17 protein-coding genes are annotated in these 17,290 nt (G+C 66.6%); 15 read left to right on the forward strand and 2 right to left on the reverse strand.

Features of this window, described 5'->3' with window-relative positions; translation table 11 throughout:
* Positions 1-238 precede the first annotated feature (238 nt).
* Positions 239-1,126: a DMT family transporter gene (locus KVT32_RS15320; RefSeq protein ID WP_175155400.1), complete on the forward strand. Its 888-nt coding sequence runs from the start codon at positions 239-241 to the stop codon at positions 1,124-1,126.
* A gap of 27 nt (positions 1,127-1,153) precedes the next feature.
* On the opposite strand, the gene KVT32_RS15325 is transcribed toward KVT32_RS15320, so the two are convergent.
* Positions 1,154-2,122: a hypothetical protein gene (locus KVT32_RS15325; protein WP_152384329.1), complete on the reverse strand. Its 969-nt coding sequence runs from the start codon at positions 2,120-2,122 to the stop codon at positions 1,154-1,156.
* Positions 2,123-2,535: 413 nt separating this feature from the next.
* Positions 2,536-3,522: a tripartite tricarboxylate transporter substrate binding protein gene (locus tag KVT32_RS15330; RefSeq protein WP_056317310.1), complete on the reverse strand. Its 987-nt coding sequence runs from the start codon at positions 3,520-3,522 to the stop codon at positions 2,536-2,538.
* 151 nt (positions 3,523-3,673) lie between these two features.
* On the opposite strand from KVT32_RS15330, the gene KVT32_RS15335 reads away from it, so the two are divergent.
* The 14 genes from KVT32_RS15335 (at position 3,674) to KVT32_RS15400 (ending at position 17,283) form a co-directional block, all read left to right on the forward strand.
* Positions 3,674-3,823, forward strand: a complete 150-nt coding sequence (locus KVT32_RS15335) for a hypothetical protein (RefSeq protein WP_175155401.1) — start codon at positions 3,674-3,676, stop codon at positions 3,821-3,823.
* A gap of 256 nt (positions 3,824-4,079) precedes the next feature.
* Complete coding sequence (locus KVT32_RS15340; protein ID WP_217618462.1) at positions 4,080-6,995, forward strand: monovalent cation/H+ antiporter subunit A; 2,916 nt, start codon at positions 4,080-4,082, stop codon at positions 6,993-6,995.
* Positions 6,995-7,339, forward strand: a complete 345-nt coding sequence (locus KVT32_RS15345) for a Na+/H+ antiporter subunit C (protein ID WP_056317316.1) — start codon at positions 6,995-6,997, stop codon at positions 7,337-7,339. Before KVT32_RS15340 ends, KVT32_RS15345 begins: the two co-directional genes overlap by 1 nt.
* Positions 7,336-8,967 carry a monovalent cation/H+ antiporter subunit D gene (locus tag KVT32_RS15350; RefSeq protein ID WP_175155402.1) on the forward strand — a complete coding sequence of 544 codons (1,632 nt, stop codon included), beginning with the start codon at positions 7,336-7,338 and terminating at the stop codon, positions 8,965-8,967. The genes KVT32_RS15345 and KVT32_RS15350 overlap by 4 nt, the downstream gene beginning before the upstream one ends.
* Positions 8,967-9,449 carry a Na+/H+ antiporter subunit E gene (locus tag KVT32_RS15355; protein WP_056317320.1) on the forward strand — a complete coding sequence of 161 codons (483 nt, stop codon included), beginning with the start codon at positions 8,967-8,969 and terminating at the stop codon, positions 9,447-9,449. Before KVT32_RS15350 ends, KVT32_RS15355 begins: the two co-directional genes overlap by 1 nt.
* A complete protein-coding gene (locus KVT32_RS15360; protein WP_056317324.1) occupies positions 9,446-9,727 on the forward strand; it encodes a K+/H+ antiporter subunit F in 282 nt (93 codons plus the stop codon). The genes KVT32_RS15355 and KVT32_RS15360 overlap by 4 nt, the downstream gene beginning before the upstream one ends.
* The gene (mnhG, locus tag KVT32_RS15365; protein WP_056317327.1) at positions 9,724-10,065 is read left to right on the forward strand and encodes a monovalent cation/H(+) antiporter subunit G; all 342 of its coding nucleotides are present in this window, start codon (positions 9,724-9,726) and stop codon (positions 10,063-10,065) included. The genes KVT32_RS15360 and mnhG overlap by 4 nt, the downstream gene beginning before the upstream one ends.
* 157 nt (positions 10,066-10,222) lie before the next feature.
* Positions 10,223-10,756, forward strand: a complete 534-nt coding sequence (locus KVT32_RS15370) for a hypothetical protein (protein ID WP_217618463.1) — start codon at positions 10,223-10,225, stop codon at positions 10,754-10,756.
* Positions 10,757-10,847: 91 nt separating this feature from the next.
* Positions 10,848-11,696, forward strand: coding sequence for an HAD family hydrolase (locus tag KVT32_RS15375; RefSeq protein ID WP_128829445.1), 849 nt, complete (start codon positions 10,848-10,850; stop codon positions 11,694-11,696).
* Between the two features lie 7 nt (positions 11,697-11,703).
* Positions 11,704-12,207 carry a tRNA adenosine(34) deaminase TadA gene (tadA, locus tag KVT32_RS15380; RefSeq protein ID WP_371825588.1) on the forward strand — a complete coding sequence of 168 codons (504 nt, stop codon included), beginning with the start codon at positions 11,704-11,706 and terminating at the stop codon, positions 12,205-12,207.
* Entirely contained in the window at positions 12,204-13,265 is a 1,062-nt protein-coding gene (locus KVT32_RS15385; protein ID WP_175155403.1) for an LD-carboxypeptidase, read from the forward strand. The genes tadA and KVT32_RS15385 overlap by 4 nt, the downstream gene beginning before the upstream one ends.
* Positions 13,266-13,386: 121 nt before the next feature.
* Positions 13,387-14,991 carry an ABC-F family ATPase gene (locus KVT32_RS15390; RefSeq protein WP_217618464.1) on the forward strand — a complete coding sequence of 535 codons (1,605 nt, stop codon included), beginning with the start codon at positions 13,387-13,389 and terminating at the stop codon, positions 14,989-14,991.
* 189 nt (positions 14,992-15,180) lie between these two features.
* Complete coding sequence (locus KVT32_RS15395; RefSeq protein WP_175155404.1) at positions 15,181-16,407, forward strand: MFS transporter; 1,227 nt, start codon at positions 15,181-15,183, stop codon at positions 16,405-16,407.
* Positions 16,408-16,512: 105 nt separating this feature from the next.
* Entirely contained in the window at positions 16,513-17,283 is a 771-nt protein-coding gene (locus KVT32_RS15400; protein ID WP_062841186.1) for an ABC transporter ATP-binding protein, read from the forward strand.
* Positions 17,284-17,290 lie beyond the last annotated feature (7 nt).

Consider the following 17,290-nt stretch of genomic DNA (forward strand, 5'->3'; position numbering starts at 1 on the left):
GCCGCCGCCCGCCTCGCCGCTCAGCGGTGTCGTGTCGGGCGTGTGCCCGCCAGGGTTGGCTTTGCGCCGCCCCGTGTCGGCCGTCGTCGGCTGACCTGCCGCTTTCCCTTCTCCCTCCTGACCCGTCGCGCCGCGCCGCAAGCCGCATGACGTCTGCCCTCTGAGCAGCGCGCGCCCGAGAGCGCGCGTCATCGCGCGCCGGGCTGGAGTCTGTTGCCATTCAGACAGGTGATTTCTCATGTCCATCAACCGAAGCGCGTGGACTGCCCGCGCGTCCACCACCTTGTTCGTGCTGCTGTGGAGCGGCGGCGCGATCTTCGCAAAATGGGGGCTGTCGCACGCCTCCGCCTTTGGATTTCTGTTGTGCCGCTTCCTGCTTGCGTTGGCGGCGCTGCTCCTGATCTGCGCACCCCGCCGGCGATGGCTGCCCCTGCCCGGCACGCGCATTCAGGTGGCCGCGACGGGCGCGCTGCTGATCGGCAGTTACTCCATCTGCTATCTGCTCGCGCTGGATCATGGCGTGACGCCGGGCGTGCTGGCCACGTTGCTTGGCGCGCAACCCATCCTGACGCTGGCGCTGACCGAGCGCCGCTATGCCCCGGCGCGTCTGGCAGGGCTTTGCCTGGCGCTGGCCGGGCTGGTGCTGGTGGTGTATCAAAGCATCGCGCTGACCCGCTTGTCCGTGGCTGGCATCGCCTACGCCTGCGCCGCGCTGGCCAGCATGACAGGCGGGGCCTTGCTGCAAAAGCGCGTCCGGCAGGCGCCAATGGCGGTGATGCCATTGCAGTACGCGGTCAGCCTTGTGCTGTGCCTGCTGTTTGCGCCATTCCAGCCGCTGCATGCCGACTGGAGCGTCGGCTTTATCGTGCCGCTGATCTGGATGGGCCTTGTGATCTCGGTGGGCGCCACGCTGCTTTTTTACCGCATGATCCAGGCGGGCAATCTCGTCAACGTCACCAGCCTGTTCTACCTGGTGCCGGTGGGCACGGCCGCGCTGGACTACGTGATCCTGGGCAATCGCCTGCCGGCGCTCAGCCTGGCGGGCATGGCCGCGATCCTGACGGGGCTGATGCTCGTCCTGCGCCATCCGGCGTCGGGGAACGATCAGGGGCAGCAGCAGCGATAGCGCCCTCGGCAGACGCTGGCACGGCTTTCAGGCGCGCGGGCCGCCGCCCGGGACCGTGCCGTTCGCCGCGCCGACGTCCATCCAGCCGCTCCACGGCGCTGTGGCGTCCGTCGCGGGCGCGTCAAGCGCGCCGTCCGGCCCCGCCCAATGACCGCTCACGAGCTGAGCAGGCCGCGTCTGCGCCACGACCCGCGCGCACAGGTCCCACGCGTCCAGCCGCACGCTGAGGCCGGCATAGACGCCGTGTCCCGGGCCGGCCGCGATGATGCCCGCCGCGTGCACGCCTTCGCCCGCCCGGATGGCGCCTTCCGCGCGGATGTCCTCGCCGGCGATCATGCCCCACCCGCAGGCAAGGTGATCGCCGCACTGGATTGATCCGCCTGCCTGTATTCCGCAGGCGGCATGGATTTCCTGTTCCGCGCGGACGCTGCCGCCCGCCTTGATGCCTTGCCCGCATTTGATGGCGCCTTGCGCGCTGATGTCCTGGCCGGCATGCAGGTGGCCGGTCACGGCCAGATCCTGGCCCGCGCAGATGTCCCACTTGGCACGCACGTTGCCGCCGCAGTCCAGGCGGGTGGCCGTCTCGATGCCCCAGTCGGCCGCCACGTCGCCGCCCGCCCGCAGGTTGCCGGCGCTGGCGATGTTGCCGCCGGCCGTGATGTTCTCGCCCGCGACGATCGATTCGCCCGCCCGGATCCCCCCGCCCGTGACAATGCTGCGTCCGGCGCGCACCACCGTGTCCACGTTGATGCCCATTCGCACTTCCAGCGTCCCCGCGAACACGATGGCGTTCGCGTCCAGCGTGTCCAGACGCAGCACGGCGTCGGTCGGACCGAACTGATCCAGCAGCCAGCAGGCATCGCCGACGCGGCCGTCGGCGACGAGCGCGTCGAGCACGGCCTGGTAGTCCCCCTGGCCGTTGTGGTCGCGAAGGAACCATTTGTAGCCGCCCGCGCAGGGGTTCTTGGCTTTGACGAATTTCTTGGTGAGTTGCATGGCGCTGAATCGAAGACAGTGCGTGGCCGCCGCGCCAGCTTTCGTGAAGGCGTGCGCAGGCGAAATGGGGACGGGCGCCTGCCACGCGGCAGTGCGCCCGCCGGCCGGTTTCAGGCTGCGGCGCGCGGGGATGTGCGCAGGCAGCCGGCAACGGGCCGGAGCAAGGAAATCAGAAAGGGGAAAGGCGGGCGATTAGCCGGGCTTGGACCGCGCGTAAGCGGAACGCGCGGCGACCTCCTGCGAACTCAACAGCGTTGAGCGCAGGGCGCAGAGGGCGCAGGTGACGCAGGGAAGGGAGGATATGTCGGATTGCACGGGGCAGATGCTACCACCCGGGCAATTGCCGTCAAGCGGCGCAGGAGGCGAAAAAGGGCGCCAACCAGCGTTGGCGCCCTTCATGTCGAACTGGGGTATCAGTTCGTCAGGACGATGTTGCGGTCCTTGGCGATGCGCTGGCGCAGTTCAAGTTCGCGCTTGATCTGCGCGGCGTATTCGGCCGGCGTGTTGCCGTCCACCAGCGAGCCGCCGTCGGCCAGGCGCTGGGCGATCTTCGGATCCTTCAGCGCCTTGACCGCCGCGGCGTGGACGCGGTCGATCACCGCTTGCGGCGTGCCGGCGGGCGCCACCAGGCCGTACCACGCCATGTTGTCCATGTCGGGCAGGCCGCCTTCGGCGAACGTCGGCACGTCGGGCAGGGCGGGCAGGCGCTTGGGCGCCGCCACGGCCAGCGCGCGCAGCTTGCCCGCCTGAATGTGCGGCATCGAGGAGGGCAGGTTGTCGAACTGCACATTGACCTGGCCGGCGATGACGTCGTTCAGCGCCGGGCCCGATCCGCGGTAAGGCACGTGGACCATGTCGGTCTTGGTCAGCGACTTGAAGAGTTCGCCGTCCAGGTGGCTGATGCCGCCCGCGCCCGACGAGGCATAGCTGTACTTGCCGGGGTTGTTCTTCAGAAGGGTGATGAATTCAGCGAGCGTCTTGGCGGGCACGCTGGGGTTGACCGTCATGACGTTGGGCACGTTCACCATATTGGTGATCGGCGCAAAGTCCTTGAGCGGGTTGTACGGGTTCTTGGGATTGGTGGCCGGATTGGTGGCCATGGTGCTCACCGTGGCCACGCCCAGCGTGTAGCCGTCGGGCGCGGCGCGCACCACGGCGTCGGCGCCGATGGAGCCGCCGCCGCCGCCCCGGTTTTCAACGACCACGGGCTGGCCGAGCTCACGGCCCAGGCCTTCAGCCACCACGCGGGCCACGATATCGGTGGTGCCGCCCGCTGCGAACGGAACGATCAGCCGGATGGGTTTATTGGGGTAGGGATCGGCGGCCTGAGCGGCGGAGGTCAAGCAGACGCCAGCGATGGCAAGGGCCAGGGCGGCTTTGGCATGTGACAACACGTTCAAGAGTCTTCTCCATATTGTTGTTCCGAGCCGGCCGGCTTCTTGGACCGGCTTCGGTGAAGCGCGCATTGCCGGGGGTGCCGGCAAGCCAACGCCTCGTGGCCGCAATTCCACACAGGTATGTCCCCACGGTCAACTTGGGATTGTCCCTGTCATGATGAAAGGCAAAAATTTTCAGACGCTTTCCATTTCCGCGAAGATGGCGGAAGTTAAAGGAAAAAGTGTGTCTGACAGCCAGTTGAACGCCTTTCGATACGCTTTCAGTGCGCAAACGCTGCGCAGTCATCATGCTGTCATTAGCTGATTACTCACATAAATCTCTGCATAACTTACAAGAATCTGATATTTTTCGGCTGAGATTCTTGCCCGGTCTTGCAAGAAAGCTATTGCGTTTGTTTCTGTCTGCGCCGTTCAATTGGCGTTGGTTGATGTCCCCACGGGGCAACGTGTAGCGCAGCGGCGCACCGGGCCAGGGTTCCGTCCGTTTTTCAATCCCCGGTCTGTTTCGTCTCTCGCTGCCTTGCGCTGGCGGGAGGGGGCCCGGACATTTTCGGAACGCCATGTCGCTGATCCTGATCCTCGCTCTGCCGTTCGCCGGCAGCCTGTGCGCCGCGCTGCTGCCTTCCAACGCCCGCAACGCCGAGGCGTGGCTGGCTGGCCTCATCGCCCTCGTCTGCGTGGTTCTGATCGCGTCCCTGTATCCCGACGTCGCCCACGGCGGCGTCATACGGGCCGACATTCCTTGGGCGCCCGCCCTCGGACTGCAATTCACCCTGCGCATGGACGGCTACGCCTGGCTGTTCGCGCTGATCGTCTCCGGCATGGGCGCGCTGGTGGTGTTGTATGCGCGCTACTACATGTCGCCCGAAGACCCGGTGCCGCGTTTCTTTTCCTTCTTTCAAGCCTTCATGGCCGCCATGCTGGGCGTGGTGCTCTCGGGCAACCTGATCCAGCTCGTGCTGTTCTGGGAAATGACCAGCCTGGCGTCCTTCATGCTGATCGCCTACTGGCACCACCGCCTGGACGCGCGCCGGGGCGCCCGCATGGCGCTGACGGTCACCGGGGCGGGCGGGCTCTGTCTGCTGGCCGGGGTGCTGATCCTGGGCCACATCGTCGGCAGCTACGACATGGACCGCGTCCTGGCGTCGGGCGACCTGGTCCGGGCCGACCCCTGGTATCCGGCCGTGCTGGTGCTGGTGGCGCTGGGCGCGCTGACCAAGAGCGCGCAGTTCCCGTTCCATTTCTGGCTGCCCAACGCCATGGCCGCGCCCACGCCGGTGTCGGCCTACCTGCATTCGGCAACGATGGTCAAGGCGGGCGTCTTCCTGCTGGCACGCTTCTGGCCCGTGCTGTCGGGCACGGACGAATGGTTCTGGATCATCGGCGGCCTTGGGCTCATCACCCTGGTGCTGGGCGCTTACGCAGCCATTTTCCAGCAGGACATGAAAGGGGTGCTGGCCTATTCCACGATCAGCCACCTGGGCCTCATCACGTTGCTGCTGGGCCTGAACAGCACCCTGGCGCTGGTGGCGGCCATCTTCCACATGATCAACCACGCCACGTTCAAGGCGTCGCTCTTCATGGCGGCGGGCGTGGTCGACCACGAAACCGGCACCCGCGACCTGGGCAGGCTGTCCGGTCTGTACAAGGCGATGCCCATCACCGCCACGCTGGCGATGGTGGCCGCCGCCTCGATGGCGGGCGTGCCGCTGCTGAACGGCTTCCTGTCCAAGGAAATGTTTTTTGCCGAGACCACCTTCGTCAGCGCCGACCGCTACGTGCAGCTTGGCCTGCCGCTCTTGGCCACGATTGCCGGCGCGTTCAGCGTGGCGTACTCGCTGCGCTTCATCCTGCAGGTGTTCTTCGGCCCGCCAGCCACCGACCTGCCGCGCGAACCGCACGAACCGCCGCGCTGGATGCTGCTGCCCAGCGCGCTGCTGGTCCTCATGTGCCTGCTGGTCGGCATCGTCCCCAGCCTGACCGTGGGTCCGTTCCTGGCCACCGCAGCGCAAAGCATCCTGGGCGAGAACATGCCCGACTACAGCCTGGCCGTCTGGCATGGCTTCAATCTGCCGCTCGCCATGAGCCTGGTCGCCACCACGGCGGGCGTGCTGCTGTACCTGGCCCTGCGTGCCCATCAGCGCGCCAATCCGGGCCGCGTGCCGTTCATCTACCGCCTGGACGGCCGCCGCACGTTCGAGGCGCTGCTGGACGGTTCCAGCGTTGCCGCCGCGTGGCTGTTGCGCTGGGTGTCGTCCACGCGCCTGCAGGTGCAGATGGTGCTGATCGTGGTCGGCACACTGTTCGTTGCGTGGCTGCCGCTGCGCGCGGGCGGCTGGCTGGACGGCGCCGTGCGCCTGACGCCCGTCGACCCGGTGTTCGCATTGCTGTGGATCGTGGGCGGCACGTGCGCGCTGGCCGCCGCGTTCCAGGCCAAGTACCACCGCCTGGCCTCGCTGGCGCTGGCCGGCGGGGCAGGGCTGATCACCTGCCTGACCTTTGTCTGGTTCTCGGCGCCCGATCTGGCCCTGACCCAGTTGTCCGTCGAAGTCGTGACGCTGGTGCTGCTGCTCCTGGGTCTGCGCTGGCTGCCGCGGCGCATCGTGCAGGACGACGAAGAAAGCCTGAAGGCCACGCTGATGGCGCGCGGGCGCCGCCTGCGCGACCTGCTGCTGGCGGTGGCGGCCGGCACGGGCATGTCGGCGCTGGCCTATTCGGTGCTGGCGCGGCCCCAGACCAACCCCATTTCGTCCTACTTCGTGGACCGGGCGCTGCCCGACGGCGGCGGCACCAACGTGGTCAACGTGATCCTCGTGGACTTCCGCGGTTTCGATACGTTTGGCGAAATCACCGTGCTGGGCATCGTGGCGCTGACCGTCTACGCCCTGCTGCGCCGGTTCCGCCCGGCCGCCGAGAGCGCGGACATTCCGCGCCAGCAGATGGACCAGGACGGCGGCATCCCCGATGCGCCCGACATCAAGTCGGTGGTGCCCGCCGGCTCGATGATGGTGCCGGCCGTGCTGGTGCGCCTGTTGCTGCCGGTTGCCGCGCTGATTTCCGTGTACTTCCTCTTGCGCGGCCACAACCAGCCGGGTGGCGGCTTCGTCGGCGGCCTCATCTTCGCCACCTCCGTCATCCTGCAGTACATGGTGGGCGGGGTGTACTGGGTCGAATCCCGCAGCCGCCTGAATCCCCAGAACTGGATCGGCATCGGGCTGCTGTCCGCCGGCATCGCCGCCGTGAGCGCGTGGCTGGCCTACAAGCCGTTCCTCGCCGCGCTGGCCTGGGACGTCGCGCTGCCGTTGATCGGCCATGTCCACGTGTCCAGCGTGCTGCTGTTCGACCTGGGTGTCTACATGCTGGTCGTGGGATCCACCGTGCTGGTGCTGGTGGCGCTTGCCCACCAATCGCTGCGCGCGCAACGCAAGGCCGCCGCCGAACTCCAGGCGGCCGCCGCTCAAACAGGAGAAGCCTGATGGAATTGATATACGCAGCCGCGATCGGCGTGCTGGCGGGCTCGGGCGTGTGGCTGCTGCTGCGGCCCCGGACGTTCCAGTTCATCATGGGCCTGTCTCTGGTCTCCTATGCGGTCAACCTTTTCATCTTCGGCATGGGCCGGCTCACCTCCGGCAAGCCGCCGGTGGTGGATCCCGCCATGGCGCATGATCCTTCCTGGTATGCGGATCCGCTGCCGCAGGCGCTGGTGCTGACCGCCATCGTCATCGGCTTTGCCACCACCGCGCTGTTCCTGGTTGTGCTGCTCGCCTCACGGGGCCTTACGGGTACCGACCACGTTGATGGACGGGAGTCCCAATCTTGAGTTTCTGGCTTCAACATCTTCCGGTTCTGCCCATCATCATTCCGCTGGTCGCGGGCGCGGCGATGCTGCTGCTCGCCGACACCAACCGCTATGCGCGCGGCGGCATCGCGCTTGTGTCGACGCTTGCCCAATTGGCGGCCGCGATTTCCCTGTTGTTCGTGGCTGGCGGGGGCGTACCCGGCGTCTGGGAAAACGGGGTAGGGGTTTACCTCGTGGGCGATTGGCCGGCGCCGTTCGGCATCGTGCTGGTGGTCGACCGCCTGGCCGCAGTCATGCTGACGCTGACGGCGGTGCTGGGGCTGGCCACACTGGTCTACGCGCTGGCGCGGTGGGACCGCGCGGGCGTGCATTTCCACTCGCTCTTCCAGTTCCTGCTGATGGGCCTGAATGGCGCCTTCCTGACTGGCGACCTGTTCAACCTGTTCGTGTTCTTCGAGGTGCTGCTGGCCGCGTCGTACGGCTTGCTGCTGCATGGGTCCGGCGTGGCGCGCGTCAGCGCCGGCCTGCAGTACATCGCCGTGAATCTCGTGGCTTCGTTCCTGCTGCTCATCAGCATTGCGCTGATTTACGGCGTGACGGGCACGCTCAACATGGCCGACCTGGCCTTGCGCGCGGGCAATCTGACGGGCGCCGAGCGCATGCTGTTCGAAGCGGGCGCCGCCATCCTGGGCGTGGCGTTCCTCGTGAAGGCGGGGGCCTGGCCGCTCAACTTCTGGCTGGTCAAGGGCTATGGGTCGGCTGGCGCACCCATCGCGGCCATGTTCTCCATCATGACCAAGGTCGGCATCTACGCCTTGCTGCGCATCGGCTCGCTGCTGTTGCCCACGGGCGCGCCCGCCGCCTTCAGCCTGGACTGGATGTTCGCCGCCGGACTGGCCACGCTGCTGTTCGGCGCCCTGGGGCTGCTGGCCACCCAGCAACTGGAAAAAATGGTCGGCTACTGCGTCATCGTGTCGGCAGGCACGCTGTTGACCGCGCTGGGCATGCCGGGCGTCACGCTCACCGGTCCCGCGCTGTTCTACCTGATCAGTTCGGTGCTGACGACGGGCGCGTTCTTCCTCTTGGCCGAACTGATCGAACGCACCCGCAGCTTCGGCGCGAACGTGCTCGCAGTTACACTCGACGCCTTCGATCTGGATGATCCGACCTCTGTGAACCGATCCGACGACGTGGTCGGCGTGGCGATCCCCGCCGCGATGGCGTTCCTGGGCTTGGCCTTCATTTCGTGCGCCTTGCTGGTGACCGGCTTGCCGCCGCTGTCCGGCTTCGTGGCGAAGTTCTCGCTGTTGTCGGCGGCCGTCTCGGCGGCCACCGAATCGGCGCCGCCCATGGATGCCTGGATTCTTGTGGCGGCCGTGCTGGTGTCGGGCCTGGCTGGCCTGATCGGCCTGGGCCGCACCGGCATCCGTATTTTCTGGGCCAGCGACGACCGCAGCACGCCGCGCCTTCGCGTCATCGAGGCCGGCCCGGTCGCGGCGCTGGTGTTGCTTTGCGTGGCCCTGGCCGCGGGCGCCGGCCCAGTGTCCGCCTACCTGGACGACGCGGCCCGTTCGCTTGACCAGCCCGCGTCCTACATCGACGCCGTCATGTCCGCGCAGACCGTGCGCGGCGTCAAGGGAGGAAGCTGATGCGCCGTCTTTACTTCCTGATCCTTCCCACGCTGCTGTTTGTCCTGTGGCTGGTGCTCAACGAAAGCCTGTCCGCGGGGCAGATCGCGCTGGGCATCGCGCTGGCGCTGTGGTTCACGTGGGCCGCCTCGCGCCTGCGACCGCTGCGGGCGCGCCCGCGCCGCCTCTGGAAGGTGATACCGCTTTTCCTGCGTGTGACGCTGGACATCATCAAGTCCAACATCGCGGTGGCGCGGCTGATCCTGAATCCGCGCCGCAATGAATTCTCACCCGGGTTCATCCTGATCCCGCTCACCATGCGCGATCCGCATGGTCTGGCGATGCTGGCCTGCATCGTCACCTATACGCCCGGCACCGTCTGGGTGGACCTGACCGAGGACCACAGCCTGAAATTGCACGTGCTCGACCTGCAGAACGAAGACGAGTGGATCGAGCTGGTGCAGCAGCGCTATGAGCGCCCGTTGATGGAGATGTTCGAATGAATTCCGTACTGTATTGGGCGGCATCCTTTGCCTTGCTCTGCTTTGCGCTGGGCATGGTGTTTGCCACCATCCGCCTGTTGCGCGGCCCCACCGCCCAGGACCGCGTCCTGGCCCTGGACACGCTGTACATCAACGGCATGCTGACGATGCTGGTGTTCGGCATCCGGTCCGGCACGTCCGTGTACTTCGACATTGCGCTGCTGATCGCGCTGTTCGGTTTCGTGGGCTCCACCGCAATGGCGCGCTTTCTCCTGCGCGGCGAGGTCATCGAGCCATGATGGACGTCGATATCCCGCTGTGGGCCGGCATTCCGGCCTGCATCCTGCTGGTGCTGGGGGGGCTGCTGGCGGTGACCGGTTCGGCCGGCCTGCTGCGCTTTCGCACGTTCCAGTCGCGCATCCATGCGCCCACGCTGGGCAACACGATGGGCTGCGCCTGCGTGCTGGCGTCTTCCATTCTCGTCTTCTCGGCGCTGTCGGCGCGGCCCGTGTTTCACGAGGTCATCATCACGTTGCTGTTGATTGTGTCCTCGCCCGTCACGGCCATGCTTCTGATGCGCGCCGCGACCTATCGCAACCGCCTCACCAAGGCCGAAGCGGACAAAGACGCGCGTTGAATTAGGGGGGCGACCCCGATGGGCGTTGAAACGTAACCTTACGAATTCACGTCGCTGGTTATGTCCCCCATCGCCAGGTCATGGGATAGTGATGTCAGTGGGCGACACGGCGCAAGACCGAGCCGCCCGGGTTCAATCTCTTCTAAAGGAGCTGACCATGACTTCTGTTTCCCTGCCTATGAAGCGCCTCGCCGCCATGCTGTGCACGACCGGTCTGATGCTTGCCGCCGGCGCCGCGCACGCGCAGTCCGGCAACGCCGACTCGTCGCAGTCGCGCTACCAGCAAGACGTCGCCGCTTGCAAGAGCGGCACGACCGGCCAACCGCTGGACACCTGCCTGCGTGAAGCCGGCGCGGCGCGCCAGGAGCGCAACCGCCAGAATCTGCGGGACGACAGCCCTGAACAACTTCAGCAGAACATGCTGGCCCGCTGCAGCCGCCTGCCGGAAGCCCAGCGCCAGAGTTGCGTCACCCAGATGACCTCGCCCAGCAATGTGCGCGGTAGCGTCCAGGGCGGCGGCGTGCTGCGCGAAACCGTGATTCAAGTGCCCGCCGGCACCGCACCGGGGATGGCCCCGGCCCCTGGCATGGCACCCGCACCTGGAATGGCTCCCGCTCCGGGCATGGCGCCGGCCCCCGGCATGGCCCCCGCGCCGGGCACGGGAACCATGAGCGCGCCGATCCGCCAGTAAGTCGCCGGCGTCATATCGGGCATGGCGTGAGGGGGCAGCCGCCGCCGCAATCAGGCAAAATGGCGGCTGTCGCCTCTTCTCACGCATATTCATGTCCGACGTCATCGCCCTGATTTTCGACTTCGACGACACGCTGGCTTCGGACAGCACGTCCGGCTTCCTGGACAGCATCGGCGTGGACACGGCCTCGTTCTGGAAGGAAGAGGTCGATCCCTTGCTGTTCCAGCAAGATTGGGATCCCGTCCCCGCCTATCTCTACAAGATGATCGAACTGTCCCGCCAGGGACGGCACGGGCTCATCACGCAGCAGCGCCTGAAAGACTGGGGCGCGCGCCTCGATCTGCACGACGGCGTATCCACGCTGTTCCAGCGGCTGCGCGCGGCGGTGCGCGCCGAGCATCCGCAGGTGCAGCTTGAGTTCTACCTGATTTCCAGCGGCATCGGCGACGTGGTGCGCGCCACGCCCATCGCGCATGAGTTCACCGAGATCTGGGCCTCGGAATTCGTCTATGGCGACGATGGCGGCATTGCGTTCCCGCGGCGCGTCGTCAGTTTCACCGACAAGACCCGCTACCTTTTCCACATCCAGAAGGGCATCATCGGCCGCGATTTCCGCAACAAGCCGTTCGAGGTCAACCGCAAGGTTCCCGAGGACAGGCTGCGCATCCCGTTCGACCAGATGGTCTTCGTGGGCGATGGCTACACGGACATCCCGTGCTTTTCGCTGATCCGCCGCGCGGGCGGCTTCGCTTTCGGGGTCTGGGACCCCAAGCACCGCGACAAGCGCAGCCGCGCCTGGGGCTTCATCGAGGAAGGGCGCGTGTCCAACCTGAACCAGGCCCGCTACGACGAGCAGGCCGAGCTCTATCAGTGGCTCGAAGAGGCCGTCACCAGCCTGGCCGGCCGCATTGCGCTGAAATCGCGGGTGTACCGTGGCTGACCCGGCCGTGCTGGCCGCGCCCGCGGTGGTCCCGCCCTGGACCGAGCGAGACGCCCGATTCATGACCCTGGCGCTGGAACAGGCCCAGGCGGCGTACGACATCGGCGAGGTGCCAGTGGGCGCGCTGGTTGTTTCCGCCCAGGGCGACATCCTGGGGCGCGGCTACAACCGCACCATCATCGACCACGACCCGACCGCGCACGCCGAGATCGTCGCCTTGCGCGGGGCCGCGCGCCAGCTTGAAAACTACCGGCTGCCCGGCATCACCGTCTACGTCACGCTCGAGCCCTGCGTCATGTGCATCGGCGCCATGCTGCACGCGCGCCTGGCCCGTGTCGTGTTCGGCGCCTACGATCCCAAGACCGGCGCCTGCGGCAGCGTGCTGGACGTCGGGTCCGTGCCCAAGCTCAATCATCACACTTCAGTCACCGGCGGCGTGCTGGCCGAACCCTGCGGCGATCTGCTGCGCCGGTTCTTCCGCGAACGCCGCGCCAAGGAATCCATCGCATGAGTACCCCCAAAGCCGCCAAGCCTGCCGCCAAGCCCGCCACCAAGGCGCGCCGCGCAAAGGCCGATGTCCCCGCGGCCCACGATCATCCGCACGACCACGGCCCGGACTGCGGCGACGCATGCGGCCATGATCACGACCACGACCACCATCACGGCCCGCAGCCGGACGCCCGCGGCATCTACCTGATTTCCCCGTCGTCCGCCGTGCGCGATCCCGCCACCGTGACGCTGGCGCGCGAACGGCTGGAGCAGCAGGGCTTCAAGACGGCGCTGGACCGCACGGCGCTGGCCGAACACCAGCGGTTCGCGGGCACGGATGCGCAGCGTCTGGCCAGCCTGACCCGCGCGGTCAAGCAGAAGCTGCCGATCGTCATGGTGACCCGCGGCGGCTACGGCCTGGGCCGGCTGCTGCACGCCATCGACTGGAAGGCGATGGCCGACAGCGGCAAGCGTTTTGTCGGCATGAGCGATTTCACGGCGTTCAACCTGGGCCTGCTGGCGCAGACCGGCGCGGTCAGCTATACCGGCGCCACCGCGGTCCGGGACTTTGGCGGCAAGAAGGTTGACGACCTGACCGAGGCGCTGTTCGGCGAGGTGATGCGCGGCGAACTTGAGATCCTCAGCTTCGAAACACAGGACGCCGACCCGGTGGACGCGCGCGGCATCCTGTGGGGCGGCAACCTGGCCATGCTGACGTCGCTGCTGGGCACGCCCTACATGCCGAAGATCCGCGGCGGCATCCTGTTCCTTGAAGACGTGGCCGAGCATCCGTACCGCGTCGAGCGCATGCTGATCCAGCTGTGGCAGGCCGGCATCCTGGCGCGCCAGAAGGCGATCGTGCTGGGACGTTTTACGGAATACAAGCTGGCCCCGCACGACAAGGGGTACGATCTGCACGAGGTCGTGGCCTGGCTGCGCAGGACGGTCAAGGTGCCGGTGATTACCGGCCTGCCGTACGGCCATGTCGATACCAAAGCCACCCTGCCGATCGGCCAGAAGGTCGGGATCGCCACCGAGAAGGGCCTGGCGCACCTGGTGCTGGACGAACACCATCACTAAAGCGCGCTCCGGCGGCCGGCGTCGGTCGCAATCGAGGTCTCAAATAGGGGCCGCATCACGTTTGCTACACTAGCAGGTTTTCCCGCATGCGCCTTTGGGCGCCTTCAAACGTACATACACCGTGATATCCACCGCCAATCTCACCATCCAGTTCGGTCCCAAGCCCCTTTTCGAGAACGTCAGCGTCAAGTTCGGGGAAGGCAACCGGTACGGGCTGATCGGGGCCAATGGGTCCGGCAAGTCTACGTTCATGAAGATCATCGGCGGCGATCTCGAACCCTCCGGCGGCAACGTCGCGCTTGAACCGGGCGTGCGCCTGGGCAAGCTACGCCAGGATCAGTTCGCCTTTGAAGATGTGCGCGTGCTTGATGTGGTGATGATGGGCCACACCGAAATGTGGCAGGCCATGTCCGAGCGCGACGCGATCTACGCGAACCCGGACGCGACCGAAGACGACTACATGCGCGCCGCCGATCTGGAGGCCAAGTTCGCCGAGTACGACGGCTACACCGCCGAAGCCCGTGCAGGCGAACTGCTGCTGGGCCTGGAAATCGCCGTCGACCAGCACAACCTGCCGATGCGTGAAGTGGCGCCGGGCTGGAAGCTGCGCGTGCTGCTGGCGCAGGCGCTGTTCTCGAACCCCGACGTCCTGCTGCTGGACGAACCCACCAACAACCTGGACATCAACACGATCCGCTGGCTGGAAAACGTGCTCAACGGCTACCAGAGCACGATGATCATCATCAGCCACGATCGTCACTTCCTGAACCAGGTGTGCACGCACATGGCCGACGTGGACTACGGTGAAATCCGCATCTACGCCGGCAACTACGACGACTACATGCTGGCTTCCACCCAGGCCCGCGAGCGCCTGGTCGCCAACAACGCCAAGGCCAAGGAACGCGTCGCTGAATTGCAGGACTTCGTGCGCCGCTTTGCGGCCAACAAGTCCAAGTCGCGCCAGGCCACGTCGCGCCTGAAGCAGATCGACCGCATCAAGGCCGACCAGGTCGTGGTCAAGCCCTCGTCGCGTCAGAATCCGTACATCCGCTTCGAGCAGAACAAGGTCATGCACCGCCTGGCCGTCACCGTCGAAAACCTGACCAAGGCCTACGACGCGCCGGTCATCACCAAGTTCTCGGCCATGGTCGACGCCGGCGAGAAGATCGCAATCATCGGCGCCAACGGCGTGGGCAAGACCACGCTGCTGCGCCTGCTGGCGCAGGACCTGCAGCCCGATTCGGGCACGGTCAAATGGTCGGACAATGCCGACCTCGGCTACATGGCCCAGGACGTTTCCGACCAGTTCCTGCAGACCGACATCAACCTGCTGGACTGGATGGGCGACCACCGCCAGCCGGGCGACGACGACCAGTCGATCCGTTCGGTGCTGGGCCGCCTGCTGTTCTCGGCGGACGACCTGCCCAAGGCGCCCAAGGTGTTGTCCGGCGGCGAAAAGAACCGCATGACCTTCGGCCGCCTGATGCTTGGCCGGCACAACGTCATGCTGCTCGACGAGCCGACCAACCACCTGGACATGGAATCGATCGAATCGCTGCAGTTCGCGCTGGAAAAGTACGAAGGCACGCTGGTGTTCGTGTCGCATGACCGCGAATTCGTGTCGGGCCTGGCCACGCGCGTGATCGAGATCCTGCCTTCGGGCGAGATCGTCGACTACCGCGGCGGCTACGAAGACTACCTGTCCTCGCGCGGCATCGAGGCCTGATTCCCGGACGGTTCGCCTGAAGCGGCGCACGGACTCGTGCGCCGCTTCTGCATTTGAGCCCGCCTGCCTTCTGGCCTGCGGCCCAGCGCGCCAGCCGCGGTGCGCGCATTCAGCCGTCAGCAAACCGCGCTGCGCTATCATCCGCCCCGATCCTGGCGCCTGTCCGGCCAGGCCTGCCTTTGTCCCCAAATGTCTCCCTCTCAGCATGCCGCGCCCGATGGCGCGCAGATCGGCACGTTCACCCTGACGGCCCGCATCGTAGCCATCGCCTTCTTCACCTTCATCTGCTATCTGGCCATCGGCCTGCCGCTGGCCGTGCTGCCGGGCTACGTGCACGGCAACCTGGGCTATGGCTCCGTGCTGGCGGGCCTGGCGATCAGCGTGCAGTACGTGGCGACCTTGCTCAGCCGCTCGCACGCCGGCCGGATGGCCGACATGGTCGGCCCCAAGCAGACCGTCGTCATCGGCATGGCCGCCTGCGCGATCAGTGGCGTCTTCCTGCTGCTTGCTTATGCCTTCGAGCGCACCGCCTGGCTGAGTCTGGCGGCCATCATCCTGAGCCGTCTGGCGCTGGGCTTCGGCGAGAGCTGGGTGGGCACCGGTTCGGCCACCTGGGCCATTGCGCGGGTAGGGCCGCTGCACACGGCGCGCGTCATTTCGTGGAATGGCATCGCCACCTATGGTGCGCTGGCGCTCGGCGCGCCGCTGGGCGTGCAGCTTGAAAAGCACTGGAGCATGGGCGCGCTGGGCGGCGCGGTGCTGCTGCTGGGGTTGGCGGGTCTGGGCCTGGCCATGGTGCGTCCTGCCGTGGCCATCGTGGGCGGCCACCGGATGGCCTTCAAGAGCGTGGTGCTGCGGGTGTTTCCGCACGGCATGGCGCTGGGCCTGGGGTCGGTGGGTTTTGGCACGTTGGCGGCATTCGTTGCGCTGTATTACGCCAGCGCCTCCTGGGAGGGTGCCGCGAATGCGCTCAGCGCGTTCGGCGGCGCATTCATCGGCGTGCGGCTGCTGTTTGCCGGCACGATCACCCGTTTTGGCGGCTTCCGGGTCGCGCAGGTGTCGTTCGTGGTGGAGGCCGCCGGACTGTTGCTGCTGTGGCTGGCGCCCAACCCAGGCATGGCGCTGCTGGGCGCCGCGCTTACCGGCAGCGGCTTTGCGCTGGTGTTTCCGGCCATCGGCGTCGAAGCCGTGGCGCGCGTGCCGGCCGGCAGCCGCGGCGCCGCGCTGGGCGCCTATTCGGCCTTCCTGGATCTCGCCTTGGGCGTGACCGGTCCCATCGCCGGCTACATCTCCAGCGGATTCGGCTATCCGGCGATTTTCCTGGCGGCCTCCCTGTCGGTCACGATGGGCTTGCTGATTGCGTTCGGATTGCAGCGGGCCGCCACGCGTGGACAGGCGACGGCCTCGTCAGCGTGATCTTTATTACTAGAAGAAGTTAAGACATTCGATATTGATCGTTTGGATTCATATAACGAATTGTTAGATTTGAGGCTCGTTTTCTCGCGCCCTGACGATTCGTCCATGAACCTTATTTTCGACAACGTCCACAAGCAGTTCGGCGACTTGCCTGTCGTCGACGGCTTCACCAGTGAATTCAAGACCGGCGAGCTGGTCGCGCTGGTCGGCCCGTCCGGCTGCGGCAAGTCCACCTTGCTGCATCTGGCGGCAGGGCTTGAAATGCCCACGCAGGGCAGCGTGCTGGCCGACGGCACCAAAGTCGCCGGTCCCCATCCCAGCCGCACGCTGGTGTTCCAGGAACACGCCCTGTATCCCTGGCTGACCCTGGAAGACAACGTGGCGCTGGCGCTGGAATTCCAGAACACGCCCAAGAAGCGCGCCCGCGAGGCGGCGCGCGAATGGCTGGCGCGCGTCAGCCTGGCGGGCTTCGAACACTACTATCCCCATCAGGTGTCCGGCGGCATGCGCCAGCGCGCCGCGCTGGCCCGCGCGTTCATCGCGCAGCCGCAGACCATGCTGATGGATGAACCCTTCGGCGCGCTGGACGCGCTGACCCGCCTGGCCCTGCAGGACGTGCTGCGCCAGCTCATCGCGCAGGAAAAGCCCACCGTGCTGCTGGTGACCCACGACGTCGACGAGGCCTTGTTCCTGGCCGACCGCATCGTCGTCTTCAGCCCGCGCCCGGCGCGGGTGCTGCGCGAATTCAACCTGGCACATCGCGCCAAGACGCACGACCTGTCCGACCTGGCCGCTGAAAAGCGCGAGATCCTGCGCCTCTTGGGCATCGGGGTCGGTGGCGCGGACGCGCACTCGGACATCGCGCTGGCGGCTTGATCCTTCA

Source organism: Achromobacter sp. GbtcB20, assembly GCF_019091095.1.
Taxonomy (GTDB): Bacteria; Pseudomonadota; Gammaproteobacteria; order Burkholderiales; family Burkholderiaceae_B; genus Achromobacter; species Achromobacter mucicolens.